Genomic DNA, 26,810 nt, shown 5'->3' with positions numbered 1-26,810 from the left:
TGGGCGCACGTCACGTGAGGCAGTTCGGGCCGAGGAGGCTCTTGAGCTCACCGTAGAAGTCGGCGCTCACCGCGACGGGGTAGGGCAGCTCGAACACGCGTGCGGTGCGCCCCTTGGTGAGCTTGAGCCGCACCTCGGTGTCGCCGCGGTGCCGGATCAGCACATCGCCGAGCGCGGAGATCGTGTCGGTCGTGGCTCGCACGTCGGGCAGCGAGATCACGACCGGGCCGTTCTCGTCGCCCTGGCCGACCTCGGGCTCGAACACGCTGTAGGCGTGCAGGTTCATGCCGTCGTCGCGCAGGCTCACGCGGCCGCGCACGACGACGATGGAGTCGCCCCGCAGCGCGGGCGCGAACTCCTGGTACGCCTTGCCCATGAACATCACGGTGATCTCGCCCGAGAAGTCCTCGACCTGGATCATCCCGTACTGGTTGCCGCTCTGGCGGGCCACCCGATGCTGCACGCTCGTCACGAGGCCCGCGATCGTCGCGACGTCGCCGTCCTGCGTGGCATCCGAGCTCATGAGGTCGGTGATGGTGGTCGACGCGTGCTTCGCGAGCGTCGCCTCGAGTCCGGCCAGCGGATGGTCGGACACGTACAGGCCCAGCATCTCGCGCTCGAACGCGAGCTTGTCGCGCTTCGACCACTCGGGACGGTCGGGCACCGGCGAGGGCGCGGCCTCCTTCTCGTGGTCCTCGAAGAGGCTGTCGAAGTCGAATCCGACGTCGCCGTTCTCCTCTGCCCGCTTCTCTTTCACGGCCGCCTCGACGGCGCCCTCGTGGATCTCGACGAGGGCGCGGCGCGTGTGGCCGAGGGAGTCGAACGCACCCGCCTTGACGAGCGACTCGACCGTGCGCTTGTTGGCGACCTGCGTGGGCACCTTCTTCAGGAAGTCGTGGAACGACTCGAACCGGCCCTTCGCGTCGCGCGCGGCGCGGATCGCGTCGACGACGTTGAAGCCCACGTTGCGCACCGCGCCGAGGCCGAAGCGGATGTCGTCGCCGACGGCGGCGAAGAAGCCGATCGACTCGTTCACGTCGGGCGGCAGCACCTTGATGCCCATGCGGCGGCACTCGTTGAGGTAGAGGGCGAGCTTGTCGCGCGCGTCGCCCACGCTCGTGAGGAGCGCGGCCATGTACTCGGCCGGGTAGTGCGCCTTGAGGTACGCGGTCCAGTAGCTGAGCACGCCGTACGCGGCCGAGTGCGCTTTGTTGAACGCGTAGTCGGAGAAGGGCAGCAGGATGTCCCACAGCGTCTTGATCGCGGCATCCGAGTAGCCGTTCGCCTTCATGCCGCCCGAGAAGCCCTCGTACTGCTTGTCGAGCTCCGACTTCTTCTTCTTGCCCATGGCCCGGCGCAGGATGTCGGCCTGTCCGAGGCTGAACCCCGCGACCCTCTGCGCGATGGCCATGACCTGCTCCTGGTAGATGATCAGGCCGTAGCTCGTGTCGAGGATGTCCTTCAGCGGCTCTTCGAGCTCGGGATGGATCGGCGTGATCGGCTGCAGGCCGTTCTTGCGGAGCGCGTAGTTGATGTGCGAGTTCGCGCCCATCGGGCCCGGGCGGTACAGCGCGATGACGGCTGAGATGTCCTCGAAGTTGTCGGGCTTCATCTGGCGGAGGAGCGAGCGCATGGGCCCGCCGTCGAGCTGGAACACGCCGAGCGTGTCGCCCCGCGCGAGCAGTCGGTACGCCTCGGCGTCGTCGAGCGCGAGGTCTTCGAGCACAGGCCGGAATCCGCGGTTCGCCTCGATGTTGTCGAGCGCGTCGTCGATGATCGTGAGGTTCCGGAGGCCCAGGAAGTCCATCTTGATCAGGCCGAGCGCCTCGCACGCCGGGTAGTCGAACTGCGTGACGACCTGGCCGTCCTGCTCCCGCTTCATGATCGGGATGATGTCGATGAGCGGTTCGCTCGACATGATGACGCCCGCGGCGTGCACGCCCCACTGGCGCTTCAGGTTCTCGAGTCCGAGCGCCGTCTCGAAGACCGTCTTCGCCTCGGCGTCGGTCTCGATGAGGGCTCGGATGTCGCCGGCCTCCTTGTAGCGCGGGTGGTCCTTGTCGAGGATGCCGGAGAGCGGGATGTCCTTGCCCATGACGGCGGGAGGCATCGCCTTCGTGAGCTTCTCGCCCATGCCGAACGGGAACCCGAGCACGCGGCTCGAGTCCTTCAGCGCCTGCTTGGCCTTGATCGTGCCGTACGTCACGATCTGCGCCACGCGCTCGTCGCCGTACTTCTCGGTCACGTACTTGATGACCTCGCCGCGACGACGCTCGTCGAAGTCGACGTCGAAGTCGGGCATCGAGACGCGATCGGGGTTCAAGAAGCGCTCGAAGATCAGGCCGTGCTGGAGCGGGTCGAGGTCGGTGATGCGCATCGCGTACGCGGCCATCGAGCCGGCGCCGGATCCGCGTCCGGGGCCCACCCGGATGCCGTTGCGCTTGGACCAGTTGATGAAGTCCGCGACGACGAGGAAGTAGCCGGGGAAGCCCATCTGGTTGATGACCTCGACCTCGTACGCGGCCTGCGTGCGCACGTCGTCGGGGATGCCGCCGGGGTACCGGTCGTGGAGTCCCCGCTCGACCTCCTTCACGAACCAGCTCTGCTCGCTCTCGCCCTCGGGCACGGGGAAGCGGGGCATGTAGTTGGCGCTCGTGTTGAACTGCACGTCGCACCGCTCCGCGATGAGCAGCGTGTTGTCGCACGCCTCGGGGTGATCGCGGAACAGGTGTCGCATCTCGGCGGCCGTCTTGAGGTAGAACTCGTCGGCGTCGAACTTGAACCGGTTCGGGTCGTCGAGCGTCGAGCCCGACTGCACGCACAGCAGCGCCGCGTGGCTCTTGGCGTCGTGCGCGTGCGTGTAGTGCAGGTCGTTCGTCGCGACGAGCGGCAGGTCGAGCTGCTTCGCGAGGCGGAGCAGGTCGTCCATGATCCGCTTCTCGATGCCGAGGCCGTGGTCCATGATCTCGGCGAAGAAGTTGTCCTTGCCGAAGATGTCGCGGAACTCGGCGGCCGCTTGCACGGCCTCCTCGTACTGCCCGAGTCGCAGCCGCGTCTGCACCTCGCCCGACGGGCAGCCGGTCGTCGCGATGAGCCCGTTCGAGTACGTCTGCAGCAGGTCGCGGTCCATGCGCGGCTTGAAGTAGTAGCCCTCGATGGAGGCGAGGCTCGAGAGGCGGAAGAGGTTGTGCATGCCCTCGGTGGTCTCGGAGAGCAGCGTCATGTGCGTGTACGCGCCCGACCCCGACACGTCGTCGCCGCCGCCGTTGCCCCAGCGCACGCGGGTCTTGTCGCTGCGGTGCGTGCCCGGCGTCAGGTACGCCTCGGTGCCGATGATGGGCTTCACCCCGGCGTCCGTCGCCTGCTTCCAGAAGTCGTAGGCGCCGAACACGTTGCCGTGGTCGGTCATCGCCACGGCCGGCATGCCCTCGGCCGCCGCGGCCTTCATGAGCTCGCCGACCCGGGCCGCCCCGTCGAGCATCGAGTACTCGGAGTGCACGTGCAGGTGGACGAAGGAATCGGCGGCCACAGGGCTCCTCATCGGGTGGTGCTTCGGGGGTGCTCACAGTGTATTGCGGGCCGCCGACGTGCGAGCTCCAGACGCGGCATGCGTCGCTCAGTCGCCGCCGAGGACATCGAGGGCGTGCTGCAGGTCGGCGGGGTAGTCCGACTCGTAGGTCGTCCATTCGCCGGTTCCCGGGTGCACGAACGAGAGTTCCTTCGCGTGCAGCCACTGCCGCTCGAGCCCGAGGCGGGCGCTCAGCGTGGGATCGGCGCCGTACATCGCGTCGCCGGCGCACGGATGCCGCTGCGCCGCCATGTGCACGCGGATCTGGTGCGTGCGCCCGGTCTCGAGGTGCACCTCGAGGAGCGACGCGTACGGGAACGCCTCGAGCGTCGCGTAGTGCGTGACGGCGTGCTTGCCGTCCGCGGTCACGGCGAACTTCCATTCGGACCGCGGATGGCGGCCCACGGGCGCGTCGATGGTGCCCGCGAGCGGGTCGGGATGGCCCTGCACGATCGTGTGGTAGACCTTGTCGACCTCGCGGTCGTGGAACTGGCGCTTCAGGTCGCGGTAGGCCCGCTCCGACTTCGCCACCACCATGAGCCCGCTCGTGCCCTGGTCGAGACGGTGCACGACGCCCTGGCGCTCGGCCGCGCCCGACGTCGAGATGCGGTACCCCGCGGCCGCCAGTGCGCCGACCACCGTCGGACCCTCCCAGCCGAGCGACGGGTGCGCCGCGACGCCCGCGGGCTTGTCGACGACCACGAGGTCGTCGTCGTCGTGGACGATCCCGAGGTCGGGCACCGGGATGGCCTCGATCTCGAGTGCGCGCGGCGGAGCCCAGCTCACCTCGAGCCAGGACCCGGCACGCAGCCGATCGGACTTGTCGACCACGGCGCCGTCGAGGAGCACGCCGCCCGCCGACGCCACCTCGGCGGCCTGCGTGCGGGAGAACCCCAGGAGCTTCGCGAGGCCCGCATCGACGCGCGACCCGTCGAGCCCGTCGGGGACGGGCAGCGAACGGTGCTCCATCTCAGGACTCGCGCGCGAGCTCGACCCCGGGCCTGCCGCCGGGCGCCTCGCGCTCGGGCGGGTCCGTCGTGGCCGGATCGGCGGCGGGTCGCTGTTCGTCGCGGCTCGTTCGGCTGCCGTCGAGCCCGACACCCCGGATCGTCAGGATCATGAAGAGCACCATGCTCGACACGATCGCGATGTCGGCGACGTTGTAGATGGCCGGGATGAGCCACGGGGTCGAGATGAAGTCGATCACGTGGCCCACGCCGAAGCCCGGCTCCCGGACGAGCCGGTCGGTGAGGTTGCCGAGCACGCCGCCGAGCAGGAGCCCGAACACGAGGGCCCACGCGATCGAGCGGATGCGGCGGGCGAACCAGACGATGAACGTGATGACGCCGGCGGCGAGGATCGTGAAGATCCACGTCATGCCGCTGGCGATCGAGAACGCGGCGCCCGGGTTGCGGACGAACTGCCACTGCAGGACGTTCCCGAGCACCGGCACGACCTCGCCCTCGGCGAGGGTCGTGACCACGAACTGCTTGCTCACCTGGTCGACGCCGTAGACGGTGACGGCGACGCCGACCAGGATGAGCAGCGCGGTGATGCCGACCCTGGCCGGGCGCTCAGCCGGCAAAGCCCTGGAACGTCGGCGAGGGCTGCTCGTTGCTCATGCCCTGCGCGCCGACGGGCGCCGAGAACCCTGCGCCGCCCGAGACCTGCACGGGCTGCGCCGTGTCGAGCTCGCGGAGCTGGCCCTCGATGTAGCTCTTGAGCTTGGCGCGGTAGTCGCGCTCGAAGACGCGGAGCTCGTCGACGCGCTTCTCGAGCGCCATCCGCTCCTGGTCGAGGATGCCCATCTGCGCACGCTGCTTCGCCTCGGCCTCGGCGACGATGCGCGCCGCGGTCGCGTGGCCCTCGGCGATCAGCGCATCGCGCTTCTCGACGCCCTCGCGGACGTGCTCCTCGTGCAGGCGGCGCGCGAGCTGGAGCAGGTTGGTGGTGCTCGTCTGCTCGTCGAGCTCGGACTGCGGCGTCGCGGTGTGCGTGGGCACGGCGACCGTCGGCGGCGCGGCCGCGGGCTCGGCGTAGACCGGAGCGGGAGCCGCCGGCGCGGGTGCGGGTGCGGGTGCACCGTCGGACGAGCGGGCCTCGGCGGCGGCGAGGCGCTGACGCAGCTCCTCGTTCTCCTGGTTGAGCCGGCGCAGCTCGACGACCACCTCGTCGAGGAAGTCATCGACCTCGTCCTGGTCGTAGCCCTCCCGGAACTTCGTCGCCTGGAAGCGCTTGTTGACCACATCTTCCGGAGTTAGCGCCATGGCTTCCCATCCCTCGAATCTGTCGAACTGTCGGTCACGTGCAGCTAACGGTAGCAAAGAGACCCGAGCGGACGCAGTGCCGCGACACGCGGCGTGCCCGCTCCCCGCATCCGCTCAGGCAGCTGCGGCCAGGGAGGACACGACCGTCATCGCGATGATCACGACGAGCATCGCGACGCTCCAGCCCAGGTCGAGCGCGACCTGGCCGAGACGGATCGGCGGGATCAGGCGCCGGAAGAACTTCACGAGCGGGTCGGTCACGGTGTAGACGGCCTCGACGAGCACGAGCACGACGCCGCGGGGACGCCACGACCGGTTGAAGGTGCGCACGAGGTCGAGCACGAACCGCGCCCACATCGCGAAGAAGTAGATGAGGAGGAGGGTGTAGACCAGGTTCCAGACGACGGCGAGGGCGCTCACGTCGGGAGTCTACGCGTGCGCGAAGAAGGACGCGTCCACGTCGCCCTCCCCCTCGCCCGCCTCGCCCGACACCACCACGTGCGCCGGCGACAGCAGGAACACCTTGTTGGTGACCCGCTCGATCTTGCCGTACAGGCCCTGCGACAGCCCGCTGGCGAAGTCGATGAGGCGGCGTGCGTCGCCGTCGGACATCTGCGACAGGTTGATGATGACGGGCACGCCCTCGCGGAAGGACTCGGCGATCATCTGCGCGTCGCGGTACTGGCGCGGGTGCACCGTGAGGATCTCGTTCATCTCCGCCTGCGGGGGTGTGGGTTGGACGTGCGTCTTCCTGAGGGGCGTCACGGCGGCGCCGCCCTTCGGTGCGGCCGGCGCGGGGGCGGCGTGCACGACCGGCGCGGGCGCCGGCTGCGCGGTCTCGGCCTCGAGCTCCTCATCGGCGAGTCCGAGGTAGACCATGGTCTTCTTGAGCGGGTTCGACATCGCTGCCTCCGTCAGTGGTTCCGTGATTCGAGGCTATCCGCCGGTCGGCCGATCGCCCGTGATTGCCGTGCCGATGCGAAGGTGTGTCGCGCCCTCCGAGATCGCGTCGCGGTAGTCGTGCGACATCCCCATCGACAGCGACGTCGCCCCGGGGGCGCTCCGCCTCACGCGCTCGGACAGCTCCCGCACGCGTGCGAACGCGGGGCGAGCCGGTTCGCCGAGCGGAGCCACCGCCATGAGCCCGCGAAGTCCGAGCCCCGGCGTCGCCAGCACCTTCTCGACGAGCGCGTCGAGGCCGCCGGGGGCGACCCCTCCCCGTCCGGGATCGTCGGTGAGGTTCACCTGGACGAAGCAGTCGACGGACGACTCGTCCGAGCGGAGCGCGTCCACGAGCGACTCGCGGTCCACCGAATGGATCGCCGACGCGTAGGCCCGCACCTGGCGGGCCTTCTTGCTCTGCAGCTGGCCGACGAAGTGCCAGCGCAGGTCGAGGTCGCCGAGTTCGGCGACCTTCGCCTGCGCCTCCTGGTGCCGGTTCTCGCCGACGTCGCGGATCCCGTGCGCGGCGAGCTCCCGGATCAGCGAGACCGGCTGGAACTTGGTCACGACGATCGTGGTGATCTCGGATGGGTCGCGCCCGGCCGCGCGCGCGGCATCCACGATGCTCGCGCGCACCGCCGCGAGCCGCTCCTCGAGGCCGCTCACGACCGCTCCCCCGGCCGCGCTCGGGCGCTGAGGGCCTGCCTCACTTCAGGAAGTCGGGGATGTCGAGGTCGTCCGAGTCGTCGGCGAAGGCCGGGTCCGAGACGATCTGGTCGGCGGTCGTGCTCGTGGCCTCGCCCCAGTTCGCGGTCTCGACGAGCTCCTCGATGTCGATCTCGGCGAGGGGCTCCCCCGCCTCGGAGGAGGACAGCGCGCCGCCGGCCCCCGCCCCGACTCCGACCCCGACGGCGGCCGGCACCACGCTCGGCTTCTTGACCTCCACCGGCTTCGGCATCGGATCGCCGCCGTCGAACCCGGCGGCGATGACGGTCACGCGGACCTCGTCGCCGAGGGTGTCGTCGATGACGGCGCCGAAGATGATGTTGGCCTCGGGGTGCACGGCCTCCTGCACGAGTCGCGCGGCGTCGTTGATCTCGAAGATGCCGAGGTTGGAGCCGCCCTGGATGGACAGGAGCACGCCGTGGGCGCCGTCGATGGAGGCCTCGAGCAGCGGACTCGCGACCGCGAGCTCGGCCGCCTTGATCGCCCGGTCGGCTCCCCTCGAGGAACCGATGCCCATGAGCGCGGACCCGGCTCCCTGCATGACCGACTTCACGTCGGCGAAGTCGAGGTTGATCAGGCCCGGCGTGGTGATGAGGTCGGTGATGCCCTGCACACCCGCGAGGAGCACCTGGTCGGCGGTGGCGAACGCCTCGAGCATCGAGATGCCCCGGTCGCTGATCTCGAGCAGCCGGTCGTTCGGCACGACGATGAGGGTGTCGACCTCTTCCTTCAGTCGCGCCACGCCCTGCTCGGCCTGGGTCTGCCGCCGCTTGCCCTCGAAGCTGAACGGCTTGGTCACGACGCCGATCGTGAGGGCGCCGATCGACTTGGCGATGCGCGCCACCACGGGTGCGCCGCCGGTTCCGGTGCCGCCTCCTTCGCCCGCGGTGACGAAGACCATGTCGGCGCCCGCGAGGGCCTCCTCGATCTCCTCCGCGTGGTCCTCCGCCGCGCGGCGGCCGACCTCCGGGTCGGCACCCGCACCGAGTCCGCGGGTGAGGTCGCGGCCGACGTCGAGCTTGACGTCGGCGTCGCTCATGAGCAGTGCCTGGGCGTCGGTGTTGATCGCGATGAACTCGACTCCGCGGAGTCCGAGCTCGATCATGCGGTTGACGGCGTTGACGCCGCCACCGCCGATGCCGACGACCTTGATGACGGCGAGGTAGTTCTGGTTAGTCGACATGTCCGGCCCTCCGTGCGAACTCTGAACTCTCAACCTCCAGTCGAAGGTTAAAGTTTTGCCGAGTATGCAATTCCTGAACTCGACGGTAGCGGCGGCATCCCACCCGCCCGTCAGGCGGACCCCGCGTGTCGCGATCCGGGGGCGAGCCGGCGCCCCGTCGGCGTCAGTCGGTGACCGGGCTCAGGGGCGCGGAGACGTCGTATCGGTCGACCTCGTCGGGCGGCGACGCCGCCATGAGCCGCGCGAGCACCGTGGCCTTGAGCGACGACTCCTCCGCGCTGCCCCACACGACGACCGCGCCCTCCGCCAGCTCGAGGCGCACGTCGTCCGGGGTGTCGGCGGTCACGCGAGCGACGCCGGCACGGAGGTCGGCCGGGAGGCTGCGGAGGACCGCTCCGGCCGCACGGTACGCGTCGCCGTCGAGCCCGCCGTCGGCGACCACGAGCGGCAGCCCGTCGGGCGCCGCGTCGACGCGCTCGATGACGACGCCCGCGGCATCGACGGAGACGAGGCCCGTCGACGTCCCGACCACGCCGACGGGGGTGCGCTCGACGATCCGCACGACGAGGGTGCCGGGAGGCACGGTCTCGGTCGAGTACGTCTCGATCAGCGGGAACTCGGATAGCGCGCGTCGCACCTCCTCGGTCGCGATGAGGGGCAGCGGCGTCCCCATCCGATCGTCGAACGCGGCGCGGATGTCGGCGGCCGGCACCCGCGAGGCACCCTCGACCCGGATCTCCCGCAGGGCCATGAGCGGCGAGTAGGCCACCCCGGCGGCGAGGAGCGCGAGCACCACGACGGAGGCGAACCCGACGATCCACGTCATCCGGCGCAGGCGGCTGCGCTTCGTGAACCGTCGCACCTCCTGGCGCTCGTACCGTCGGCGCCGACGCTCCGCCGAGGCGAGTGCACGCCGCGCGGCGCGGACGTCCCCTGCCGCGCCTCCGCCGGACGGCGGGTCACCGCCGCCGGAGGGCGGCGTCGTCACGGCCGGGCGCGCGGACGCCGTGCCGTTCGTCGCCGACGCGGCGGGCGCGGCATCCGCCCGGACGACCGCGCGCTCGAGCCGGATCGGCTCGGTCAGCGCCTCGTCGCGAGGCAGATCCTCCGTCGCGGGCCGGGGCGTGCGTGCCGGCGCGACGCGCTCCGGCACGGGCCGGCGCGCAGGCGCCTCCGCCGGTCGGAATCCCTGCGGCCGCTTCACCCGCGCGTCCTAGGCGAGCCGCTCGCGCTCGAGGGAGCCGAGGATCTGCGGCACGATGCGGTAGACGTCGCCGCAGCCGAGGGTGATCACGAAGTCGCCGGGTCGCGCGATCCGCGCGGTGTGGTCGGCCGCCTCCTGCCAGTCCGCGATGAACGCGACGTGCTCGGGCTCCTCGAACCGCTCGCTCACGAGCGCGCCGGTCACGCCCGGCTCGGGGTCCTCGCGGGCACCGTACACGTCGAGCACGACGGTCTCGTCGGCGTAGCGCTCGAGCACCTCCGCGAACTCCTTCGCGAAGAGGCGCGTGCGGCTGTAGAGGTGGGGCTGGTGGACGGCGATGATGCGCCCGTCGCCGACGACGGTCCGTGCGGCCGACAGCGCCGCGGCGACCTCGGTCGGATGGTGCGCGTAGTCGTCGAAGACGCTCACGCCGTCGATGGTGCCGTGCAGCTCGAAACGGCGGCCGGTCCCCGCGAACCGCGCGATGCCCTCGAGCGACGCGGCGGGATCGAAGCCCAGGCCGACGAGCACGGCGAACGCGCCGGCGGCGTTGATCGCGTTGTGGCGACCGGGTACGCGCAGGCGCGCGCGATACTCGGCTCCCTCGTACGAGACGGCGAACGCCACGGGACCGTCGGTCTCGACGGAGTGCACGCGCACCGTGGCATCCGCCGACTCGCCGAAGGTGATCACGCGCTCGTGCGAGAGGCGATCGGTGACGCGCGTCGCGCCCGCATCGTCCGACGAGATCACCACGAGCTCGCGCGCCCGGTCGGCGAAGTCGACGAACGCCTGCTCGAACGCCTCGAGCGAGCCGTAGTGGTCGAGGTGGTCGGGGTCGACGTTGGTGATCAACGCCACGGAGGTGTCGTACAGCAGGAACGAGCCGTCCGACTCGTCGGCCTCGACGACGAACAGCTCGCCCGAACCGGACGCCGAGCTCACGCCGAGCTCCTCGATCACGCCGCCGTTGACGAAGCTGGGGTCCTCGCCCAGCGCGAGGAGTCCCGTGATGATCATGCCGGTCGACGTGGTCTTGCCGTGGGCGCCGGCGACGGACACGAGCCGCTGCCCCGCGATCACCGAGGCGAGCGCCTGCGAGCGGTGCAGCACGGGGATGCCGCGCTGGAGCGCGAGCCGGTACTCGGGGTTGTCCTGCCAGAGCGCGCCCGTGACGACGACGGTGTCGACGTCGTCGGGCAGGTTCTCGGCGGCATGCCCGATGGCGATCGTCGCCCCGAGGTCGCGCAGTGCCGCGATGTTGTCGGACTCGCGCACGTCGGATCCGGTCACCCGGTGCCCCGCGCCGAGCACGAGCCGCGCGATGCCGCTCATGCCCGAGCCGCCGATGCCGACGAAGTGGACGGCGCCGAGGTCGGCGGGGATGGGCGTGGAGAGGTCGGGCTTGATGGTCACGGTGTCGCGGTGCTTCCTCGGTGGTGTGCGGCGGTCGACGTCAACGTTACGCGCCTCGCGGCGGGGCGGCGCCCGCGCCGGCCAGCGAGCCGTCGACGAGCGCGACCGTCCGGTCGGTGCCGTCGAGCGCGCCGACGGATGCCGCGGCGCGGCCCATCGCCGCGAGGCGCTCGCGGTCGGCGAGCAGTGGCGCGAGCTCGCGCTCGACCCATTCCGGCACGAACGCCGCGTCGTCGACGAGGATGCCGCCGCCGGCGGCGACGACGTCGGCCGCGTTGAACCGCTGCTCGCCGTTGCCGACGGGATAGGGCACGTAGACGGCGGGGATCCCGAGGGCGGACAGCTCGCTGACGGTCGCGGCGCCCGCGCGCGACACCGCCGCATCGGCGATCGCCAGCGCGAGTTCCATGCGGTCCGCGTACTCGACCATGCGGTACCCGTCGATGCCCGGGTCGGCGACGTCCGAGGCGGCGCCCGTGACGTGCAGGACCTGCCATCCGGCGCCGAGGAGCGAGGCCGCACTGCCCACCATCGTGCGATTGATGCGACGGGCGCCCAGCGAGCCGCCGGTCGCGAGCAGCACCGGTCGGTCGGCGTCGAGGCCGTACAGCTCCGCCGCCTCGGCGCGTCGGCCGGCGCGGTCGAGCGACTCGATCTCGCGCCGCAGGGGCATGCCGACGAACTCGGCGTGCGGGAGCGGCGTGCCGCGGAAGGCGACGCCGACACGGGCGGCGAAGCGCGCGCCGAGCCGGTTCGCGAGACCCGGCTTCGCGTTGGCCTCGTGGATCACGACGGGCACGCGTGCTCGACGCGCGGCGAGGTAGGCGGGCGTCGCGACGTATCCGCCGAAGCCGACCACGACGTCGACGCGGCGGTCGGCGATGAGCGCGGCGACCGTCCGGATCGACCGGCGGAGACGCCCGGGGAATCGGAGGGCGGCGCCGTTCGGACGTCGCGGGAACGGGACCTTCTCGACCGTGAGCAGCTCGTAGCCGCGAGCCGGCACGAGGCGGGACTCGAGGCCCTCCGCGGTCCCGAGCACCAGCACCCGGGCCTGCGGGTCGCGCTCCCTCAGGCGATCGGCGACGGCGAGCAGGGGGTTCACGTGGCCGGCGGTGCCTCCGCCGGCGAGCAGGTAGGTGGTCATCGGGTGCGGGCCGCCTTCGTGACACCGGTCTCCCGACGTCGTCCGGCCGGCGCGGTCGCGCGGACCGGCACCTGGGGATCGCGTGCGACCGAGAGGACGATGCCGATCGCGAAGAGCGTGGTGAGCAGTGCCGTGCCGCCCGCCGAGACGAGGGGCAGCGGAACACCGAGGACGGGGAAGACGCCGAGCACGACACCGATATTGACACAGGCCTGGCCGATGACCCACACGAGGACGGCGGCGGAGACGGTCTTGCCGAACGGCGTCTGGGCGGCGCGAAGGACGCGCGCGAGGGCGAGCGCGAGCACCACGAAGAGGCCGAGCACGACGATCGCGCCGATGAGCCCGAGTTCCTCGCCGATGATCGCGAAGATGAAGTCGTTGTCGGCCGCCGGGAGCCAGGACCACTTCGCCGCCGAGTTGCCGAGCCCGACGCCGAAGATCCCGCCGTTGGCGAGCGCGAACGTGCCGTGCTGGATCTGCCAGCAGTCGGCGGTGTCGAACTGCGTGCAGTGCTCCTGCAGGAACGCCGTGATGCGCTTCATGCGGCTCTCGCTCGACAGCGCGACGAGCGCGAACGCGACGACGCCGAACAGCAGCGGCACGACGAGGAGCCGGATCCGCACGCCGATGAGGAACAGCGTGCCGAGCAGCATCCCGGCCATGACCATGACCGTGCCGAGGTCGCCGCCGAGCAGCACGAGGCCGATGGCCCCGCCGCCCACGAGCAGGATGGGCAGGATGCCGTGCGTGAAGTCGCCGAGCTGGTCCTTCTTCTTCGTGACGATCAGCCCGAGCCACATGACGAGGGCCACCTTGATGAGCTCGGACGGCTGGAACTGCACCGGGCCGATGCGCAGCCAGTTGGTGTTGCCACCCACCTCGACGCCGAGCGGGGTGGCGACGACCAGCAGCTGCAGCGCGCACGCGACGGCGAGCACGAACCAGGCGATCCGCATCCAGAACGCCTCCGGCATGCGTCCGGCGAGGAGCATGACGGGCACGCCGATGAGCGCGTACGTCGCCTGCTGCACCGCGCGCCAGGTGTAGTCGCCGTCGTTCTCGAGACCCGACTGGACGATCGACGACGAGAGCACCATGACGAGCCCGAGCACGACGAGGAAGAGCACCGTGCCGAGGAGCAGGAAGTAGTCCTTCGACTCGGCACGGAACGCGCCCAGCCGGATGCGGGCGGCCAGGCCCGACCCGTCAGCGCCCTTCTGCGGGCGGGTCGTCCGAGGCGGGCTCGTCATGCGCCGTTCCTCCCAACCGCTCGCGGACGGCGTCGTGGAAGCGCCGCCCGCGGTCGGCGTAGTCCGTGAACTGGTCCATGGATGCCGCGGCCGGGGCGAGGAGCACCGTGTCCCCCTCCTCCGCGACCGAGGCCGCCAGGGCGACGGCGTCGGGCATCACGCTCTCAGTGTCGGTCGTGGCCACCTCGAAGAGGGGCACGTCGGGCGCGTGTCGGCGGAACGCCTCGACGAGCGCGGCGCGATCGCGGCCGATCACGACCGCGGCGCGCAGCCTCGGCACGTGCCGCGCGACGAGCGCGTCGGCGTCGACGCCCTTGAGGAGGCCGCCGACGATCCACACGACGCGACCGAAGGCGCGAAGCGAGGCCTCGGCCGCGTGCGGGTTCGTCGCCTTCGAGTCGTCGATCCAGCGGATGCCTCCGGCGATCGCGACGGTCTCGATCCGGTGCGCGTCGAGCCGGAACGTGGCGAGCGCGTCGTGGATGACGCCGACGGGAACGCCGTGGGACCGCGCGAGCGCCGATGCGGCGAGGATGTTCGCCACGATGTGGGGGACGGCGAGACCGTTCGCCTCGAGCTCGTCGAGCGTCGTGATCTCGAGGGCCGCCGTCCGGCGCTCCTCGAGGAACGCCCGGTCGCACAGGATGCCGTCGACCACGCCGAAGTCGCTCGGACCCGGCGTGTCGAGCCCGAAGCCGATGGCGCGCGCGCCCTCCTCGACCTCGGCCTCCTCGACCATGCGCATGGTGGCCTCGTCGGCGCGGTTGTACACGCAGGCGACCTTGGCGTTCTGGTAGACCTTCGCCTTGGCGTCGCGGTAGGCCTCGGGCGAGCCGTGCCAGTCGAGGTGGTCGTCGGCGAGGTTCAGGCACACGCTCGAGTACGGATGCACCGCGCCGGGCCCGCTCGTCGGCATCGCGTGCAGCTGGAAGCTCGAGAGCTCGACGACGAGCACGTCGTATCCGAGCGGATCGCGCACCGCGTCGAGGACGGGCACGCCGATGTTGCCGCACGGAGCCACGCGCACCCCGTTCGCCGCGATCAGGGTCGCCGCGAGCTGCACGGTCGTCGTCTTGCCGTTGGTGCCCGTCACGAGCATCCACTCGGCGGCCCGGACCTTGTCGCGGACCCGCCACGCGAGCTCGATGTCGCCCCACACGGGCACGCCCGACTCCCCCGCCCACCGGAGCACCGGGTGGTCGGGGCGGAACCCGGGCGAGACGACGACGAGCTCCGGCGCCGCGTCGGCGAGGCCGCTCGGCACCTCGTCGAGCGGGTGCACCACGAGGCGCACGCCGATCACGTCGAGGATCCGCGCGCGGTCGTCGTCGCGGTCGCGCGCGTAGACGGTCACCTCGGCGCCGAGCTCCGCGAGCGTGTCGGCGACCGCGAAGCCCGTCACGCCGAGGCCGAGCACGGCGACGCGCAGCCCTCGCCAGTCGGCATGCCAGCTGGTCAGTCCGTCGAGGCGCGACGCCCCGGATGCGGCATCCGTCAACTCTGCAGCCATTCGAAGTAGAACGCGCCGACGCCCGCCGCCACGAAGAGGCCGCCGATGATCCAGAAGCGGACCACGATGGTCACCTCGGCCCAGCCCTTGAGCTCGAAGTGGTGGTGGATCGGGCTCATCAGGAAGATGCGCTTGCCGCCGGAGAGCTTGAAGTACCCGCGCTGCACGATCACCGACCCCGCCTCGATGACGAACAGGCCGCCGATCACGAGCAGGAGCAGCTCGGTCTGGCTCGTCACCGCGAGCGCCGCGAGGGCGCCGCCGAGCGCGAGCGAACCGGTGTCGCCCATGTAGATGTGCGCGGGGTTGGTGTTCCACCAGAGGAAGCCGACCACCGCGCCGACGATCGCCGTCGCGACGATCGCCAGGTCGAGCGGGTCGCGCACGTCGTAGCTGCGGTAGAGGTCGCTCGGATTGAGGTTCTCGCTGAAGCGCGACTGGTTGAACTGCCAGAAGCCGATGATGATGAACGACCCGATGGCGAGGATCGAGGCGCCCGAGGCGAGCCCGTCGAGGCCGTCGGTGACGTTCACGCCGTTCGACGCCGCCGCCGAGATGAGCACGATCCACAGGACGTACGCGACGATGCCGAACACCGTCCCGAACACCATGAAGTCGAGCGGCAGGTCGCGGATGAACGAGATCTTCGTCGTCGCCGGCGTCGCGCCCTCCTCGTTCGGGAACTGCAGGGCCAGCAGCGCGAAGACCGCCGACACCAGCGTCTGGCCGGCGATCTTGGCCCAGCCGCCCAGGCCCAGGCTCTGCTTCTTGCGGGTCTTCAGGAAGTCGTCGATGAAGCCGACGACGCCGAGTCCGACCATCATGAACAGGACGAGCAGGCCGGAGGCCGTCGGTCCGTCGCCGATGAGGAGCGTCGCGCTGAAGTAGCCGAACAACGTGCCGAGGATGAAGATGATGCCGCCCATGGTGGGCGTGCCGCGCTTGACGTGGTGGGTCTGGGGCCCGTCGTCGCGGATGAACTGCCCCCAGCCGAGCCTCGTGAACAGCCGGATGAACAACGGCGTCAGGAAGAGCGTGAAGGAGAGCGACAACGCTCCGGCGGTCAGAAGTGCTCTCACGCGAACCATTCTCCCAGTCGGTCGCCGAGGTGGCGGAGGCCCGCCGAGTTCGACGATTTCACCAGCACGGTGTCCCCCGGGCGCGCCATCGACGTGACGAGTCCGAACGCCTCGTCTGCGGTGTCGACGTACGCGGACTCGCCGTCCCACGAACCCTCGTTGACCGTGGTGATGTGCAGGCGTCGAGCGCCCTCGCCCACCACGACCAGCTGCGAGATGCCGAGCCGCACCGCGAGCAGGCCGATGCGGTCGTGCTCCTCGCCCGAGAATTCGCCGAGCTCGCTCATCTCGCCGAGCACGGCGATGGTGCGCGCACCCGGGCGCCTGACCTGGGCGAGCGTCTTGAGCGCGGCCGCCATCGAGTCGGGGCTCGCGTTGTACGCGTCGTTGATCACGGTGATGTCGTCGCGGCCGCCCATGACCTGCATGCGCCACTGCTCGGCCAGCGTCACCTTCTCGAGGCCCTCGACGATGCGAGCGAGCGGCACGCCGAGCTCGAGCGCGGCCGCGATCGCGGCGAGGGCGTTCATCACGTGGTGCTCGCCGAGGACCGAGAAGCGCACCCGCGCGGACCGGCCGCCGGGCACGGCGACCGTGAAGGCGGTGCCGCGCGCGTGCACCTCGACGTCGGTCGCCCGCACGTCGGCCTGCTCGGAGAGCCCGAACCAGACGACCCGGGCCGACGTGAGGCCGGCCATCCCGGCGACCCGGGGATCGTCGGCGTTCAGCACCGCGACGTCGGTGGGCAGCAGGTCGGTGACCATCTCGGACTTGGCCTGCACCGTCTTCTCGATCCCGCCGAACTCGCCGGCGTGCGCGAGGCCCACCTTGAGGACGATGCCGATGTCGGGACGTGCCATGCGCACGAGGCGCGCGATCTCGCCCACGCCCGAGGCGCCCATCTCGGCGACGAGGAACTCGGTCTCGTCGGTCAGCTCGAGCATGGTGGTCGGTGCGCCCACCTCGTTGTTGTAGCTCTTGCGCGCCGCGACGGTCGGTCCGACCTGCTCGAGCACGGTGCGGAGGAGGTTCTTCGTCGTCGTCTTGCCGTTCGAGCCGGTCACCCCGACGATCCGCAGCCGCCCGAGCGCGCGCACGCGCCGCACGACCTCGGTCGCGAGCGCGCCGAGCGCGTCGACGGAATCGGCGACGATCACCTGGGGAACGGGCAGGTCGAGCGGACGCTCGACGACGAGCAGGGCGGCGCCGCGGTCGACCGCGCCGGGCGCGAAGCGGTGTCCGTCGTCGGCCTCGCCGCGCTTGGCGACGAACACGCCGCCGGGCTCCACCTCCCGCGAGTCCGTCGTCACGGCGCCCGTGACGACGGTGTCGGGCCCGGCATCGGTCCCGCTCGCCTCGAACCGGCCGGCGGTCGCCTCGGCGATCTCGGCCATGGTCAGCGCGATCATTCGAGCCACCCCGCTTCCTGCAGTGCCAGCCGGGCGTCGTCCCGAGCCGAGTACGGATGCTTCACCCCGGCGACCTCGTGGTAGTCCTCGTGACCGGGCCCGGCGTACAGCACGGCATCGCCCTCGCCGACGAGCTCGAGCGCGCGCCGGAACGCGGCCCGCGGGTCGCCGACCTCGTGGATCTCGCGATCGGGCACCGCCGCCCGGGCGCCCGCGATCAGCGCCGCGCGGATCGCCGCCGGGTCCTCGGATCGCGGATGGAAGTCGGTGACCACCAGGGCGTCCGCGCCGCGCGCGGCGATCGCGCCCATGTCGGCGCGCTTGGTCGTGTCGCGGTCGCCGTCGGCGCCGAAGACCATGACGACGCGTCCGTCGGTCGTGCGGCGGATCGCCTCGAGCGCCTGCTCGAACGCGTCGGGCGTGTGCCCGTAGTCGATGTAGACGACCGGACCGCGCTCACCCGAGACCCGCTCGGCACGCCCGGGGATGTAGGCGTCGATGCCCGTCTCGCCGACCGCCCCGGCGATGAGGCCCAGGTCGTGTCCGGCCTCGACGAGCATCACGATCGCGAGCGCCGCGTTCGCGGCCATGAAATGGCCGATGAGCGGGACGCTCGTCCGGATCTCCCGGCCGTCGGGCGCCTCGAGGCGGAACGCGGTGTGCGTCGGCGCCTGCTCGAGGAGCGTCATCCGCCAGTCGGCGTCGATTCCGGCCTCGGTCGCGAGGGTCGTCACGGGGATGCGCGAGTCGGCGACCAGCCGGCGGCCCCATTCCGAGTCGACCGTCACGACGCCGCGACGGGCCCGCTCGGGCGTGAAGAGCTCGCGCTTGGCCTCGAAGTACTCGTCCATCGAGGCGTAGTCGTCGAGGTGGTCGTGGGACAGGTTGGTGAAGCCGGCGACGTCGAACACGAGCCCGTCGACCCGGTGGCGCGTCAGCGCCTGCGCCGACACCTCGATGCCCACCGCGCGCACGTCGACCTCGTGCATGCGCGCGAGCAGCGCGTGGAGCTCGCTCGCCTCGGGGGTCGTGAGCGAGCTGGTCACCGCCTCGTCGCCGATCCGGCGTTCGGCCGTCGAGGTGAGCCCGGCGGTGACGCCGAGCTGTCGCAGGATCGCGTAGAGGAGGTAGACGACGCTCGTCTTGCCGTTCGTGCCCGTGACCGCGAACAGCGTCGCCGGGTTCTCGTCGGTGCGGTGGATCCACGCGGCGACCTCGCCCAGCGCGGCCCGCGCGTCGGGGGTGACGAGGACCGGCAGGCCGGACCCTGCTGCGAGCTCGGCTCCGGCGGCATCCGTCAGCACCGCGACGGCCCCGTTGGCCGCCGCCTGGTCGGCGTACCGGGCGCCGTGCACGTTGCGGCCCGGGACCCCCACGTAGAGGTCGCCGCCCTGCACCGCGCCGGAGGCGATGGCCACGCCGGTCACGTCGAGGTCGTCGATCCCGCCGCGCACCTCGAATCCGAACGCCTCCGCGAGCCCGCGGAGCGATCGAGGATTCGGGTGCTGCGGCCGGAGTGCCGTGTGAGGCGTTCCGGTCACGAACCCAACTTTCTCACCAGTTTGCTGGCAGCTCAGGCGCCGGGGCGCCGGATGGAACCGTCCGATACTTCTTCAGCACCTGGCTCATCACCTGTTGGAAGACGGGAGCAGCTGCGGCGGACGAATTCATCTTAACCGGGTTCTTGATGCTCACCGAAACGACGAACTCGGGGTCGTCGGCCGGGGCGAAGCCCGCGGCGGAGACGAGGTAGCCGGACTGGTACCCGCCCTGGCCGTCGGACACCTGGGCGGTTCCGGTCTTCGCCGCGACGCGATACCCCGGGATCTCCCAGCGATCGGACACCCAGGCGTCCTCGTAGACGCGCTCGAGCATCGCGGAGGTCTGCGCAGCAGCCTGCTCCGAGATCACGCGCCGGCCGTCGGTGGAGGGGGCGCCCTCGATCGTGCCGTCGGGCAGGCGGCATCCGTCGACGAGCGTGACGGGCTTGCGAACGCCACCGTTCGCGATCGTCTGGTACACGCTCGCGATCTGCACGGCCGTCGTCGTGAGCCCCTGCCCGAACATGGTCGCGTAGCGCGTCTGCGAATCGGGCCAGCCGGCGTCGTAGTTGAGGTCGCCGGCCGCCTCGCTCGCGAATCCCACCTCGGTGGGCTCGCCGAGGCCGAAGGCCCGCATGTACTCGTACCGATCGGCGTCGCTCACGCGCTCGCCGAACATCGACATGCCCGTGTTCGACGAGACGACGAGCATGCCCGTCATGGTCCACCGCTCGGGGTCGTGCCCGAAGGAGTCGGTGATGTCGGCGCCGTCGGGCTCGTACCGGTACGGCGCCGTCACCCGGCTCGTGGGCGTCGCCTCGCCCGCATCGATGACGGAGGCGGAGGTCAGCGACTTGAACGTCGAGCCCGGCTCGAACGGCGCGGTGAAGGCCCGGGAGCCGCGGTGCTCCGAGTCCACCGAGGCGGGCGTGTTCGGGTCGACCGTGGGCACGTCGGCGACCGCCAGGAGCCGACCGGTCTTCGCCTCCATCACGGTCACGGTCGCCCAGTCGGCCTGTACCGCCGCGACCTGCTCGGCGGCCACGCGCTGCACGAAGTACTGCAGGTCGGCGTCGATCGTCAACTGCAGGTCGCCGCCGTCGCGCGCCTCGGTGATGACCTGCTCGGAGCCCGGGATCGTGACCCAGTCGGTCAGGCTCCGGAGGGAGCGCATGGTGCCGTTCTCGGCGGCCAGGCACTGGTCCTCCGAGAGTTCGAGGCCGGCGACGGGCTCGCCGTCGGCGTTGGTGAAGCCCAGGAGGTTGCCCGCGACGGCGCCGTTGGGATACCGGCGCCCGGGCTGGGTGTACGGCTCCACCCACGGGATGCCGAGGGCCTTGACGTGCTCGTACGTCGCCGTGTCGACGTGCCTGGCCGCGTACTCGAAGTCGTCGTCGGCATCGGCCGCGAGCGCCGTGTCGATCTGCGCGCGGAGCTCCTCGCCGCTGCGGCCGATGACCGCGCCCAGCTCGCCCAGCACCTGGTCGAGCGGGACCACGACCGTGCGCGTCTTCGACGGGTCGGCCGGGTCGGGCTCCTCACGCGTGACCCGGCCGAGCATCGCCTGCTTGGGCGAGAGGGCGATGTCGTACCGCATGACGCTCTCGGCGAGGACCGCCCCGTCGGCATCGAGGATCTCGCCGCGTTCGCCGAAGATCGTCTGCTCTCGCGACCGCACGTCCTGCGACGCCTCGTTGAGCTCAGCCGCCCGGACCACCTGGATGTCGACCAGTCGGAGCACGAACCAGCCGACGAGCAGGAGCAGGACGACGCCGGCGGCGAGGATCCGCCGCATGGGGTGCCGGCTCACTCGGTTCATCGTGGGGGTTCGCTCCTCGTCGGCTGCGGTGGCGGTGTCGCTCTCGGCTGGTGGGTCAGTGCGTGGCGGGAGTCGGCAGTCCCCCGGTCAGCGCCGGCGGCGCCGCCGGCGTTCCCTCGGCGGGGGCGTCGGGCTTCCCGCCCTCGCCCTTCGCAGTCTTCCCCTCAGCCTGCTCGGTCACGGGCGGCACGCCGTCGATGAGGACATTCGGGACGAGCGGCGTCGCCGACGCGGCGGCGCCGCCCGCGGGCGTCGGCTCGCCGAGCACCGCGCCGTCGGAGAGGCGGAGGTACACCGGTTCGGCGTTCGGGACCATGCCGAGCGCCTCGGCGTTCATCGCCAGGAACTGCGGCGAGCCCAGCCGGTCGAGGTCGTCCGACAGCTTGGCCTCCTCGCGGCGCAGCTCGGCCTGTCGCAGCAGCTGCTCGTCCATCTCGTAGGCGCCCTGCGTCATCGCGATCGAGAGCAGCAGCTGCGCGATGGCGATGGCGCCGATGGAGGCGAGTGCGACGACGGCGTACGCGAGCCGCGGTCGGCCCCGCGTGCCCGGAGCCGCTTGGGGCGCCGGGCGGAGCCGCGGCATCCGCTCGGTCGCCGGCCGTGCAGCGGGTCGTGTCTGGGCCGGCAGTGCGGTCACGACGGCCTCCTCACTCGTTCGGCGGCGCGGAGTCGCACCGGCTTCGCACGCGGGTTCTCCGCCTGCTCGGACTCGCTCGCGAGCTCGGCCCCCCGGACGAGGAGCTTGAACTGCGGTCGATGCTCGGGCAGTTCCATCGGCAGCCCGGCGGGCGCCGTGGAACTGGATGCCGCGGCGAGGGCCCGCTTGACGAGGCGGTCCTCGAGCGACTGGTACGACAGCACGACGATCCGGCCGCCGACGGCGACGAGGTCGAGCGCCGAGGGGATGGCCCGCTCGAGCGCGCCGAGCTCCTCGTTCACCTCGATGCGCAGCGCCTGGAACACGCGCTTCGCCGGGTGGCCGGCGCGCTGCACGGCGGCGGGAGTGGCGTCCGACAGGACCTCGACGAGCCGTCCCGATCGCGTGATCGGCTCGACCTCGCGGGCTCGCACGATCGCGCGGGCGTAACGGGCGGCCAGCTTCTCTTCGCCGTACTCGTGGAAGATGCGTCGCAGGTCGGCCTCGTCGTATTCGGCGATGACGTCGGCGGCGGTGCGGCCGCTCGTGGAGTCCATGCGCATGTCGAGCGGGGCGTCCTTGGCGTAGGCGAAGCCCCGCTCGGCGCGATCGAGCTGCATGGACGAGACGCCGAGGTCGAACAGGATGCCCTGGACCTCGTGGAATCCCTCGCCGCGCACCGCCTCGGCGATGCCGTCGTACACCGTGTGCACGAAGCGCATGCGGTCGCCGAACGGCGCGAGCCGCTCGCGGGCGATCGCGAGCGCCTCGGTGTCGCGGTCCAGCCCGATGACCGTCGCCCGCGGGAATCGCTCGAGCACGGCCCGGCTGTGCCCGCCCATGCCGAGCGTGGCATCGACGAACACGGGGCCCTCGACGTCGAGTCCGGGTGCCAGCAGCTCGAGCGTGCGGTCCAGCATGACCGGCGTGTGGATGCGGTCGATGTCCATGATGTCTCCCTCCTTCCGGTGCCCCGGATCCCGATCCCCATCCGTTCGTCCTGCTGCGGGGAAGTGCAGCAGGCTCGCACGGCTGGGAGTCGGGACCCGAGGACTCAGAAGAGTCCGGGAATCACCTCCTCCGCCGTCTCCGCGAAGGCCGCCTCCTGCTCGGCGAGGTACGTCTGCCACGCCGTCGCATCCCAGATCTCCACCCGGCTGCCCGCCCCGATGACCGTGAGGTCGCGGCCGAGGCCCGCGTACGCACGGAGCGTCGCGGGGATGGTGACCCGATGCTGCTTGTCGGGGGTCTCCGCGGACGCCCCCGAGAGGAAGACGCGCATGTAGTCGCGCGCCTGCTTGCTCGTCACCGGGGCCTGGCGGATCTTGTCGCTCATGCTCTCGAACTCCCGCGCGCTGAACACGTAGATGCAGCGCTCCTGACCGCGCGTGAGCACGAGGCCGTTCGACAGCTCCTCCCGGAACTTCGCCGGAAGAATGACGCGACCCTTCTCATCGAGCTTGGGCTCGTAGCTTCCGAGGAACATCGCGTCACCCCCACTCCTCCGGCCAGGAACCAGGTGTGGCCCCACTTTACTCCACTGTCCTCCACCACTCAATGACATTGCCGCGTTTCGGCGCGTCGGACCTCAGGGGAAGCCCGGATTCCCAGGGTTCTCAGAGGTGGAGGGAAGTGGATGGGATGGGGAGAGACGGAACGATTCCGGGCACGAAGAAACGGGCCGATCGATGATCGGCCCGTCAGGCGGAATGGTTCAGCGAGATCCGCGGATCAATCGCGGCCCTCCTGGCGCCGGTCCCAGCGCTCGTTGAGTCGGTCCATGAAGCCGCCACGGGCGGGGGTGCTCGGGCGGGCGCTGCCGGGGGTCGGAGCGGCGAACGGAGTCGAGGTCGTCGCGCCGCGCTTGGAGGGCGTGATCGCGACGAGGACGCCGACGAACATGAGCGCGAAGCCGAGGACGCCGACGATGAGCAGCTGCGAGGCCACCCCGCCGATGAGCGCGCCGGCGCCGGCGACGGCGAGCAGCACGCCGATGACGATCGCCCGGTAGTTGGGTCGGCCGCGGCCCGAACCTCCGACGGTCGCGACGAAGTCGGCGTCGTTCTTGTAGAGGTTCCGCTCCATCTCTTCGAGAAGGCGCTGCTCTTGCTCCGAAAGCGGCATCTCATTCCCCTCGTGTTCGGAACCGACGCTTCGTGACGTTCATTCTAGTCTCCCGCGTCGTCGCTAGGCTAGGACGATGGTCCCGGCTCCCCGACTCGTCGATCTCGTGAACGGACACCTCGAGGAGTTCCTCGCCGGTCGTGCCTCCATTCTCCGCTCCATCGCTGCGGACCTCGACCCGCTGTCCGCATTCTCGGAGCGCTTTCTCAGCGGCGGCAAGCGCTTCCGCGCCCGCTTCTGCCACCTCGGCTGGGAGGCGCTGCGCGACCGTCCCGCCGACGGTCCGGGGGCGGAGGACGCGGAGGGGCTCGGCGCCGTCCTGGCGGCGTCCGCGGCGCTCGAGGTGTTCCACGCCGCGGCCCTCGTGCACGACGACCTCATCGACCATTCCGACACGCGCCGCGGGTCGCCCTCGGCGCATCGCGTCTTCGAATCGCAGCACCGAGGGGCCGGCTGGTCGGGCGACCCGGCCGACTACGGCCGCGGGACGGCGATCCTGCTCGGCGACCTCCTCCTCGGATGGAGCGACGAGCTGCTCGACGAGGGGCTCGCCGGCCTCGGCGACCCGTCCTCGGCCCGCGCCGCCCGACTCGAGTTCAACCGCATGCGCACCGAGGTGACGGTCGGCCAATACCTCGACATCCTCGAGGAGCGCGCCTGGCGCACACGACCCGAGTCCGACCAGCGGGCCCGCGCCGAGCGCGTCGTCGTGTTCAAGTCGGCAAAGTACTCGATCGAGTCGCCCCTCGCGATCGGAGGCGCGATCGCCGGCGGCACGCCCGGCCGGCTCGACGCCCTCCGCGCATTCGGGCTCCCGCTCGGGGTGGCGTTCCAGTTGCGCGACGACCTGCTCGGCGTCTACGGCGATCCCGGCGTCACGGGCAAGCCCGCGGGCGACGACCTGCGCGAGGGCAAGCGGACGGTGCTCGTGGCCATCGCGCGGGAACGGATGCAGCCCCGCGAGCGTCGTCGGCTGGACGACCTCCTCGGCGACCCCTCGATGGACGACCACCAGGTCCGGGTGCTGCAGGAGACGATCCGCGCGTCCGGTGCGGTCCACGCGGTCGAGGACCTCATCGCGTCGAACACCGAGCAGGCGCGGTCGGCGTTGGCGGCGGCACCGATCGACGGCGCGGCCGCGGCCGCCCTCGCCGAACTCGCGGACGCGGTCACGCGACGCGTCAGCTGAAGCCGCCCCGCGTCCGGAGTCAGGCCAGGGCCTGCGCCACTCGCCGCACCTCGGACTTGCGCCCCGCGCGCAGCGCCGCGATGGGCGTGGTGCCCAGGCTGTCCTCCTCGCCGAGCAGCCACTCGAGCGCCTCGGCATCGCTGAAGCCGGCATCCGCCAGCACGATCGCGGTGCCGTGCAGTTCGGGAACCGGCCCTTCGTCCCGCAGGAACACGGCCGGGACCTTGAGCACTCCGTCGATCCTCGTCGCGAGCAGGTAGCGCTCGTCGATGAGGCGCCGGATGCGGCTCGGGGTCTGGCCGAGTCGCTCGACGAGTTCGGGAATGGTCAGCCAGTCGGTCTGGTCGGCGTCGGTCACCCCTCCAGATTGCCATGCGGACGGCCGCCGGGGGAACGCCCCGGCCGACCCGCACGACGCGCGCGGATGAGTTTGACTCGCCCTCGGGCGCGTGAGACGGTGACCGCATCCGCCATGGAGCGGAGGGGGAGCATGACGCAGCACCAGGGGGCCGCATCCGCGGGCGACGAGGCGCACGAGCCGCGGATCCGGCCACGCGCCATCCGTCGCCTGCTCACCGTGCCCCTCGCGCTCGCCGGCGCGATGGCCGTGACGCTCGGGATCGCCCAGCCCGCCGACGCTGCGCCCCAGACCGTCAAGCGCTCGTCCAAGGCGAAGGCGCTCCGGTCCTCCCCCGCCCCCGCGACGCAGGTGCGCTCGGCGTCCGACGTGCCCGCGGAGGTGACCGTCGGCGACGGCGACACGGTCAGCGGCATCGCCGCGCGCTTCGGGCTGTCGACCGCCGAGGTGCTCGCCGAGAACGGGCTGAGCTGGTCGAGCCTCATCTTCCCCGGCCAGCGGCTCGCGCTGCCGGGCGGGACGACGCAGCGCTCCGCCGAGCGGCCGAGCATCCCGCGGCACGTCGTCGCACCCGGTGACACCGTCGCGGGCATCGCGGCCGAGCACGGACTGTCGGTCGACGACGTGCTGCGCGCCAACGGCCTCGACCGCGCGAGCCTCATCTTCCCCGGCCAGTCGATCGTGCTGCCGGGCGCCGGGACTCCGCCCCCGGCCGCGGCAGCCGCCGCCCCGGCCGGGACCGCGACCCACGAGGTCGTCCCGGGCGACACCCCGATCGGGATCGCCGTCAGCCACGGCATCACGCTCACGCGCCTGCTCGAGCTCAACGACCTCGACCGCGAGGCCGTCATCCACCCCGGGCAGGTGCTGGTCGTGCGCCGACCCGAGCCCGTCGAGGCGACGGCCGCCGCGCCGCTCGACGTCGCGCTCGACGCGGACATGCGCGCCAATGCGCAGATCATCGTGGACGTCGGGCGCGGCCTCGGCGTTCCCGACCGCGGGATCGTCATCGCGCTCACCGCCGCCGCGCAGGAATCGGGCCTCAGGAACCTCCGGCACGGCGACCGCGACTCGCTCGGGCTGTTCCAGCAACGCGCGAGCCAGGGCTGGGGCACCGCCGAGCAGATCCTCGACCCCGTCCGCGCCGCGCGGGCGTTCTACGGCGGACCGGATTCCCCGACCGCGGGCACCGCGCCAGGCCTGCTCGACGTGCCGGGCTGGTCGTCGATGCCGGTGACGGATGCCGCGCAGGCCGTGCAGCACAGCGCCCATCCGCGGCACTACGCCAAGTGGGAGGCCGCCGCGCGCGACTGGCTCGCCGAGCTGGGGTGAGCGCGCCGCATCCGTCATCACGATGGCGTTGCGATCCTGTGCGTCCACGGCGTTTGTCCGGGTCGGGGCATACGGGAATTCGTACACTCGTACGGTGACCACCGCG

24 protein-coding genes are annotated in these 26,810 nt (G+C 71.4%); 2 read left to right on the top strand and 22 right to left on the bottom strand.

Translation table 11 applies throughout. The annotated features are described in order from the left end of the window. Positions 1-10: 10 nt before the first annotated feature. The 21 genes from dnaE to WBQ80_RS00350 form a co-directional block, all read right to left on the bottom strand. Entirely contained in the window at positions 11-3,541 is a 3,531-nt protein-coding gene (gene dnaE / locus WBQ80_RS00450; protein WP_442892734.1) for a DNA polymerase III subunit alpha, read from the bottom strand. 75 nt (positions 3,542-3,616) lie between these two features. Beyond that, the gene (locus tag WBQ80_RS00445; protein WP_336573539.1) at positions 3,617-4,537 is read right to left on the bottom strand and encodes an RluA family pseudouridine synthase; all 921 of its coding nucleotides are present in this window, start codon (positions 4,535-4,537) and stop codon (positions 3,617-3,619) included. Position 4,538: 1 nt separating this feature from the next. Then, positions 4,539-5,153 carry a signal peptidase II gene (gene lspA / locus WBQ80_RS00440; protein WP_336573540.1) on the bottom strand — a complete coding sequence of 205 codons (615 nt, stop codon included), beginning with the start codon at positions 5,151-5,153 and terminating at the stop codon, positions 4,539-4,541. Then, entirely contained in the window at positions 5,143-5,835 is a 693-nt protein-coding gene (locus tag WBQ80_RS00435) for a DivIVA domain-containing protein (RefSeq protein ID WP_337282435.1), read from the bottom strand. The genes lspA and WBQ80_RS00435 overlap by 11 nt, the downstream gene beginning before the upstream one ends. Positions 5,836-5,949: 114 nt before the next feature. Then, positions 5,950-6,255 carry a YggT family protein gene (locus WBQ80_RS00430; protein ID WP_336572780.1) on the bottom strand — a complete coding sequence of 102 codons (306 nt, stop codon included), beginning with the start codon at positions 6,253-6,255 and terminating at the stop codon, positions 5,950-5,952. Positions 6,256-6,264: 9 nt separating this feature from the next. Continuing rightward, positions 6,265-6,738 carry a cell division protein SepF gene (locus tag WBQ80_RS00425; protein WP_336572779.1) on the bottom strand — a complete coding sequence of 158 codons (474 nt, stop codon included), beginning with the start codon at positions 6,736-6,738 and terminating at the stop codon, positions 6,265-6,267. A gap of 33 nt (positions 6,739-6,771) precedes the next feature. Next, positions 6,772-7,443: a YggS family pyridoxal phosphate-dependent enzyme gene (locus WBQ80_RS00420; RefSeq protein WP_336572778.1), complete on the bottom strand. Its 672-nt coding sequence runs from the start codon at positions 7,441-7,443 to the stop codon at positions 6,772-6,774. Positions 7,444-7,483: 40 nt separating this feature from the next. Next, positions 7,484-8,686: a cell division protein FtsZ gene (gene ftsZ, locus WBQ80_RS00415; RefSeq protein ID WP_336572777.1), complete on the bottom strand. Its 1,203-nt coding sequence runs from the start codon at positions 8,684-8,686 to the stop codon at positions 7,484-7,486. Positions 8,687-8,849: 163 nt separating this feature from the next. Beyond that, positions 8,850-9,890 (bottom strand): FtsQ-type POTRA domain-containing protein, encoded by a 1,041-nt coding sequence (locus WBQ80_RS00410; protein WP_336572776.1) that lies wholly within the window; start codon positions 9,888-9,890, stop codon positions 8,850-8,852. 9 nt (positions 9,891-9,899) lie between these two features. Continuing rightward, positions 9,900-11,306 carry a UDP-N-acetylmuramate--L-alanine ligase gene (gene murC / locus WBQ80_RS00405; RefSeq protein ID WP_336572775.1) on the bottom strand — a complete coding sequence of 469 codons (1,407 nt, stop codon included), beginning with the start codon at positions 11,304-11,306 and terminating at the stop codon, positions 9,900-9,902. A 46-nt stretch (positions 11,307-11,352) separates the two neighbouring features. Next, positions 11,353-12,453 carry a UDP-N-acetylglucosamine--N-acetylmuramyl-(pentapeptide) pyrophosphoryl-undecaprenol N-acetylglucosamine transferase gene (locus tag WBQ80_RS00400; protein ID WP_336572774.1) on the bottom strand — a complete coding sequence of 367 codons (1,101 nt, stop codon included), beginning with the start codon at positions 12,451-12,453 and terminating at the stop codon, positions 11,353-11,355. Continuing rightward, complete coding sequence (ftsW, locus tag WBQ80_RS00395; RefSeq protein ID WP_336572773.1) at positions 12,450-13,706, bottom strand: putative lipid II flippase FtsW; 1,257 nt, start codon at positions 13,704-13,706, stop codon at positions 12,450-12,452. The genes WBQ80_RS00400 and ftsW overlap by 4 nt, the downstream gene beginning before the upstream one ends. After that, the gene (gene murD / locus WBQ80_RS00390) at positions 13,663-15,216 is read right to left on the bottom strand and encodes a UDP-N-acetylmuramoyl-L-alanine--D-glutamate ligase (RefSeq protein ID WP_337282434.1); all 1,554 of its coding nucleotides are present in this window, start codon (positions 15,214-15,216) and stop codon (positions 13,663-13,665) included. The genes ftsW and murD overlap by 44 nt, the downstream gene beginning before the upstream one ends. Continuing rightward, positions 15,201-16,295, bottom strand: coding sequence for a phospho-N-acetylmuramoyl-pentapeptide-transferase (gene mraY / locus WBQ80_RS00385; RefSeq protein WP_336572771.1), 1,095 nt, complete (start codon positions 16,293-16,295; stop codon positions 15,201-15,203). Before mraY ends, murD begins: the two co-directional genes overlap by 16 nt. Then, positions 16,292-17,704, bottom strand: a complete 1,413-nt coding sequence (locus tag WBQ80_RS00380; RefSeq protein ID WP_336572785.1) for a UDP-N-acetylmuramoyl-tripeptide--D-alanyl-D-alanine ligase — start codon at positions 17,702-17,704, stop codon at positions 16,292-16,294. The genes mraY and WBQ80_RS00380 overlap by 4 nt, the downstream gene beginning before the upstream one ends. After that, a complete protein-coding gene (locus WBQ80_RS00375; RefSeq protein WP_336572770.1) occupies positions 17,701-19,245 on the bottom strand; it encodes a Mur ligase family protein in 1,545 nt (514 codons plus the stop codon). The genes WBQ80_RS00380 and WBQ80_RS00375 overlap by 4 nt, the downstream gene beginning before the upstream one ends. A 13-nt stretch (positions 19,246-19,258) precedes the next feature. Continuing rightward, a complete protein-coding gene (locus tag WBQ80_RS00370) occupies positions 19,259-21,055 on the bottom strand; it encodes a peptidoglycan D,D-transpeptidase FtsI family protein (RefSeq protein WP_336572769.1) in 1,797 nt (598 codons plus the stop codon). 64 nt (positions 21,056-21,119) lie between these two features. After that, positions 21,120-21,701: a hypothetical protein gene (locus WBQ80_RS00365; protein ID WP_337282433.1), complete on the bottom strand. Its 582-nt coding sequence runs from the start codon at positions 21,699-21,701 to the stop codon at positions 21,120-21,122. Beyond that, positions 21,698-22,651, bottom strand: coding sequence for a 16S rRNA (cytosine(1402)-N(4))-methyltransferase RsmH (gene rsmH, locus WBQ80_RS00360; RefSeq protein WP_336572767.1), 954 nt, complete (start codon positions 22,649-22,651; stop codon positions 21,698-21,700). Before rsmH ends, WBQ80_RS00365 begins: the two co-directional genes overlap by 4 nt. Positions 22,652-22,755: 104 nt before the next feature. Beyond that, on the bottom strand, positions 22,756-23,187 hold the full coding sequence (mraZ, locus tag WBQ80_RS00355) for a division/cell wall cluster transcriptional repressor MraZ (RefSeq protein WP_336572766.1): 432 nt from the start codon (positions 23,185-23,187) through the stop codon (positions 22,756-22,758). Positions 23,188-23,432: 245 nt separating this feature from the next. Beyond that, positions 23,433-23,825 (bottom strand): DUF3040 domain-containing protein, encoded by a 393-nt coding sequence (locus WBQ80_RS00350; RefSeq protein WP_336572765.1) that lies wholly within the window; start codon positions 23,823-23,825, stop codon positions 23,433-23,435. Positions 23,826-23,901: 76 nt separating this feature from the next. Between WBQ80_RS00350 and WBQ80_RS00345 the strand changes: the two genes are divergently transcribed. Continuing rightward, entirely contained in the window at positions 23,902-25,014 is a 1,113-nt protein-coding gene (locus WBQ80_RS00345; protein WP_336572764.1) for a polyprenyl synthetase family protein, read from the top strand. 19 nt (positions 25,015-25,033) lie between these two features. Here the strand turns inward: WBQ80_RS00345 and WBQ80_RS00340 are convergent, their stop codons facing one another. Beyond that, positions 25,034-25,372: an Rv2175c family DNA-binding protein gene (locus WBQ80_RS00340; protein ID WP_336572763.1), complete on the bottom strand. Its 339-nt coding sequence runs from the start codon at positions 25,370-25,372 to the stop codon at positions 25,034-25,036. Between the two features lie 132 nt (positions 25,373-25,504). On the opposite strand from WBQ80_RS00340, the gene WBQ80_RS00335 reads away from it, so the two are divergent. Continuing rightward, on the top strand, positions 25,505-26,704 hold the full coding sequence (locus tag WBQ80_RS00335; RefSeq protein WP_336572762.1) for a lytic transglycosylase: 1,200 nt from the start codon (positions 25,505-25,507) through the stop codon (positions 26,702-26,704). Positions 26,705-26,810: the final 106 nt, after the last annotated feature.

Source organism: Agromyces sp. CCNWLW213, assembly GCF_037199545.1.
GTDB lineage: Bacteria > Actinomycetota > Actinomycetes > Actinomycetales > Microbacteriaceae > Agromyces.
This window is presented reverse-complemented; position numbering and strand designations above follow the sequence as displayed.

Coding starts and splice junctions, on each gene's coding strand:
- dnaE (WP_442892734.1), bottom strand. CDS start 3,541: ATGAGGAGCCCTGTGGCCGCCGATTCCTTCGTCCACCTGCACGTGCAC.
- WBQ80_RS00445 (WP_336573539.1), bottom strand. CDS start 4,537: ATGGAGCACCGTTCGCTGCCCGTCCCCGACGGGCTCGACGGGTCGCGC.
- WBQ80_RS00435 (WP_337282435.1), bottom strand. CDS start 5,835: ATGGCGCTAACTCCGGAAGATGTGGTCAACAAGCGCTTCCAGGCGACG.
- WBQ80_RS00425 (WP_336572779.1), bottom strand. CDS start 6,738: ATGTCGAACCCGCTCAAGAAGACCATGGTCTACCTCGGACTCGCCGAT.
- ftsZ (WP_336572777.1), bottom strand. CDS start 8,686: ATGTCGACTAACCAGAACTACCTCGCCGTCATCAAGGTCGTCGGCATC.
- WBQ80_RS00400 (WP_336572774.1), bottom strand. CDS start 12,453: ATGACCACCTACCTGCTCGCCGGCGGAGGCACCGCCGGCCACGTGAAC.
- ftsW (WP_336572773.1), bottom strand. CDS start 13,706: ATGACGAGCCCGCCTCGGACGACCCGCCCGCAGAAGGGCGCTGACGGG.
- murD (WP_337282434.1), bottom strand. CDS start 15,216: ATGGCTGCAGAGTTGACGGATGCCGCATCCGGGGCGTCGCGCCTCGAC.
- WBQ80_RS00380 (WP_336572785.1), bottom strand. CDS start 17,704: ATGATCGCGCTGACCATGGCCGAGATCGCCGAGGCGACCGCCGGCCGG.
- rsmH (WP_336572767.1), bottom strand. CDS start 22,651: ATGGACATCGACCGCATCCACACGCCGGTCATGCTGGACCGCACGCTC.
- mraZ (WP_336572766.1), bottom strand. CDS start 23,187: ATGTTCCTCGGAAGCTACGAGCCCAAGCTCGATGAGAAGGGTCGCGTC.
- WBQ80_RS00350 (WP_336572765.1), bottom strand. CDS start 23,825: ATGCCGCTTTCGGAGCAAGAGCAGCGCCTTCTCGAAGAGATGGAGCGG.
- WBQ80_RS00345 (WP_336572764.1), top strand. CDS start 23,902: ATGGTCCCGGCTCCCCGACTCGTCGATCTCGTGAACGGACACCTCGAG.
- WBQ80_RS00335 (WP_336572762.1), top strand. CDS start 25,505: ATGACGCAGCACCAGGGGGCCGCATCCGCGGGCGACGAGGCGCACGAG.